The sequence below is a fragment of the Rhizobacter sp. P1_G5 genome (genome assembly GCF_056405435.1).
The window spans coordinates 1-4,044 of the sequence record NZ_JBFUCB010000562.1 but is presented as its reverse complement, the minus strand read 5'-3'; the positions used below and the strand labels follow the sequence as shown (position 1 = coordinate 4,044).

Here is a 4,044-nt window from a genome sequence, read left to right as displayed (position 1 = left end):
GGGTTTGTGCAGGCGCCTGCACAGCCGCCGTGGCCTTCGGCCATAGCGTCCAGAACTGCACCGGCCGGCCGGCGAGCGGCGCCTCGTCGAGCCGCGTCAGGATGACCGCCTGGTGGACGTAGGCGTGCAGCACCGTGTGCCGGTCGACCAGCACGCCGCCGTGGCTGAAGGTGCGGCCGAAGCGGAACAGCGCCACGTCGCCGGCACGCGGCTGCTCGGTGCGCACGACACCGACGCGTTCGAGCCATTGCACGTACAGCTCCTCACTGCGGTGCAGGTGCCACGCGGTGCTGTAGGTGCCCGGGTCGATCGCCGCCGTCACACCGGCCGCCTCGTAGATCGCGCACAGGCTCTGCCCGCAGTCGACGCCGACGCCCTTCAGGCGGCCGTGGTGGTGGTACGGCGTGCCGAGCCAGGTTCGAGCCTCGGTGATAACGGCTTCGCGTTGTTTTGTTTCGATGGTCGTCATGGAGCTCACATCACCGTTTCACATCACCGTTTCAGCGGCCGGCACGTAGGGCTTGCCGCGGAAGCGGATCACGTTGTTGAACTTCTTCGAGCAGGTTGGTTGTGTCTTGTCGCAACCGGGATAGGCGACGAAGCCGTCGCCAGGCGCAACCGGGAACGGGAACGGCTGCAGCACTGCGATCTCATTGACCGTGCCGCCTGCACCGCCGACCGTGTGCCGCTTCACTGTCCGCGAGACCCCCGCGTTCGCCCCGGTCAGGAAGCGCACGACGCCGAGATCGAAGTGGCCGGCGGCCTGCGTGAGGCCATGCCCGAAGCGCGTGCGCGTCGCATCGCTCGCGGTGTTGGCGACGCTGTTCACGCTCTTCGCATCACGGTTCACGCCGCAGCCCGCGTCGTACAGCGTGTTCGAGCAGCCCGGCTGGTACACCTCGGCCGGCACCATCACGTCGAGCTGCTCCGTGTCGCTCTTGATGCCCAGCAGCTGCTGCGTGCGGTCGCCCTTCGTCGTCGCGACACGGCCGGTGAACGACACCAGCGTGCCAGCAATCGGCGGGTTCAGGCTCGCCATGTCCGCCGCCCGCAGGATGGCGCGCTGCAGCTCGAGCCGCGCGTGCTCGAAGCCGCCGCGGGCGATGTAGGCGAGCAGTGGCGTGCCGTTGATCTGCATCGCGCGCTCCTCGGCGTCGAGATCCACCGGCAGATCGAAGACGGTCACGTCCAGGGTGTCGACCTCGATCCCCACGCATTGCCGCGTACGGCCGCGGCGCAGGCCCGGCCCGAGCGACCAGGTCGTGCCATTGATGGTGATGGCCTGGTCGCCGCCGGTCCAGCGCAGCACCTGGCCGCCCGGCAGCGTGAAGGTGTACAGGTCGATGCAGCCCAGCGCGGTCTCGGTGTTCACCAGCTCGGCCAGCGCGCCAGGCGTGCGTTCCCACGAGGCTGTTCTCATTGGTAGCCTCTCATTGGTGGCTCCTCATGGCTTCACCGTGATCAGCTCGACGCTGCGCGCTTCCCACAGCTGCCGCAGGAACTGCGACACCTCGGTCTCGTCCTGGCGGAAGCGCACGCGCCAGTAGAAGTGGCCGGTCCAGGTCACCGGCAGACCAGTCGCGACGGGCACGTTGAAACCCAGCACACCGCTCGCGCCGATGTCGTAGGTGCTCGGGTCTGCGAGCGCACCGCCGACGAAGACCTGCGTGTCATCGGCCGCCGCGTAGACAGGCTCGACGACACCGCCCCAGGTGCGCACCAGCTGGAACTTGCGGATCGAACCGTCCCCGGTACCGAGGCGCTGGTCGGTGACCGCGCAGTCGTCCGGGTCCAGGTACAGGAAGCGCTGCGCCGCACCGCCGCGGGCGTTGAAGAAGCCGACCAGCGCCTGCAGCTCGGCCAGGCCGTGGCCCTCGCGCAAGACCTCGTAGCTGAGCTTGTAACGCCAGCGCGGGAAGCTGAAGTACCGCGTGCGGAATTCGCGACCGCTCGGCGTCTCGCGCACGCCAGTGCGGTGCATCGGCACGCGCGTGCTGCCCCACTTCAAACCGGGCAGCGTCGGGAAGATGTCGAGGCTCATGCGCGTCCTCAGTTCAGCGCGAAGTCGCGCTTGAGGCTCTTGAGGACCGCGACCAGGTCGCGCTTCGAGGCCATGAAGAACTCGCCCGCTGACACGCCGCGCAGCTCAACCGGTGTGGCCGGTTCGGCGCCGCCGCCCTCGCCCTGCCCCGCCAACTGCCGGATCACGTTCGCGTGCTGCTTCGGCAGCACCATCTCCTCCTCGTGCAGCTGGGTGATCGGGTTCAGACCGCTCGGGATGTCGAAGCCGCCCGAAGCGCTCTTGATGCCCTTGCCCATGCCCGACACCGCCGCGACGATCGCTGCCATCGCTGCAATCGCGAGCACCGGCCCGACCACCGGAATTGAGGCCTGCGACGCCGCGGCGCCCGATCCCGCCTCGGCCGCGTTCGCGCCGACGACGGCCGTCGCCTCGGCCGACTTCACCGCGACGTTCGTCGCCGAGGCCGCCGCCTGCATACCCTTCTCCTGCGTCAGGAAGCCGAGCTTCATCGCGAGCATGCGCGCCTGGCTGGCGATCCACTGCGAGGCCGGCTCGGTCACGACGTTGCGCAGGAACGCTTCCTTCACGCCACCGAAGATCGTGCCCAGCGCCTGGCCCCAGGTGCTGGTCTTCTGCAGCAGCCCGTCCAGCGCCGTGCCGAAGCTGTCGCCGATGCCACTGAACAGGCCACCACCGCCGAACATGCTGGTGCTCTGCTCACGCAGCGCGGTGTTAGACGCCGACAGCAGCGACAGCCGCTGCTGTTCGTGCTGCTGCTCGATCAGTAGCAGCTCGTTCTTCAGCCGCGCGAGCTCGACCGGGTTGCGATCCGGATCGGCGGCCAGCAGGTCGAGCCGTTCCTGCAGTGCAGACGCCTGCACGACGTATCGCCGGTCCTCGAACTCGACCTCCAGCTGCGCGAGCTGGACCTTCGTGATCTCCTCGGCGTCGAGCGCCGCCTTCGCCGCGGTGCGCTCCAGCTCGATCTTGCCGAGGGCGAGTTGCTCGACCGTGCGCAGGCTGTCCTGCTCGATCGCATCGCGCTGCTTGCGCGACTCCTGCGCAATGCCCACTTCCAGCTGCGCCGCCTTGCGCTGGATCGCGACCTGGTCGGCCGTCGTCATCGTCAGGTTGTCGGTGAGCCAGCGCCAGTACGCGAGTTCTTCCTCCTTGCTGTACTCGCGACCCTGGGTCAGCACCGATTGCGCGCGCTTCTCCTCGGCGAGCATCGCCTCGTAGTAGCTCATGTACGAGCCTGCGCCATCCTTCTCCTTGTCGCCCTTGCCCTTCAACGTGGCCGTGCGCGTGCCGCCCCCGGACGGCGCCGCCTCGGTCTGATCAGGGCTGAAGATCGCCGACAGCCGGTCCCGCGATTCGGTGCTGGACGCGACGATGTTGTCCCAGGCCTTGCCCCAGGCCTCGCCGATGCGCGCCGGCCAGCCCATCAGTTCGTCTTGCGCGCCCTTCAGGTCTCCGGTCATCAGCTTGTACAGCCCGGAGCCCAGCGCACGCAGCGGCTCGGCGACGGTGACCACCAAGCCGTTCAGCACTTCCCACACGATGACGACGGCGTTCTTGAGGCCCCAGAAGACGGCGGTCAGCCCGCCGATCGCGCCGCGGGTCACCGTGATGGCGGTCGGTCCGATCGCGACGAACCACTCGGCCAGCTTCGTGACCACCGGCATCAGCACGTTGCCGATCGTGTTGGCGAAGCCCTTCATGACGAGCGACGCCTTGTCGCCCGCGCTGTCGAAGGCGTTGTACGCGTCGACCTGTTCCTGGCCGACCAGCATGCCGAGCTCGGCCATCAGCTCGGCGTTCTCACGCACCGTGTCGCTGTTGAGCTTGAGCAATGCCGAGCTGGCGTCAATGCCCTTGCCGAAAAGCTGCGACGCGGCAACGTTGCGGTCCGTGCCTTCCTTGAATTCACCGGTCAGCTTGATGGCGTCCAGCAGCAGGTCGTTCATGGGGCGCTGCGCACCGGCGCTGTCGAGCGTGGCGAGGCTCGAGCGTGGCGAGGC

The 4,044-nt window shown here is 68.2% G+C and carries 3 protein-coding genes and 1 pseudogene; all 4 read right to left on the bottom strand.

Features of this window, described 5'->3' with window-relative positions; all coding sequences use genetic code 11:
- Nucleotides 1–469: NlpC/P60 family protein (locus AC1D12_RS26955; RefSeq protein ID WP_477844081.1), on the bottom strand; the 469-nt coding region annotated here is incomplete at its 3' end.
- 18 nt (nt 470–487) lie between these two features.
- Complete coding sequence (locus tag AC1D12_RS26950; protein ID WP_477844079.1) at nt 488–1,420, bottom strand: DUF2163 domain-containing protein; 933 nt, start codon at nt 1,418–1,420, stop codon at nt 488–490.
- Nucleotides 1,421–1,444: 24 nt separating this feature from the next.
- On the bottom strand, nt 1,445–2,041 hold the full coding sequence (locus tag AC1D12_RS26945) for a DUF2460 domain-containing protein (protein ID WP_477844077.1): 597 nt from the start codon (nt 2,039–2,041) through the stop codon (nt 1,445–1,447).
- An 8-nt stretch (nt 2,042–2,049) separates the two neighbouring features.
- Nucleotides 2,050–4,044, bottom strand: a pseudogene (locus AC1D12_RS26940) (hypothetical protein); the annotation flags it as partial.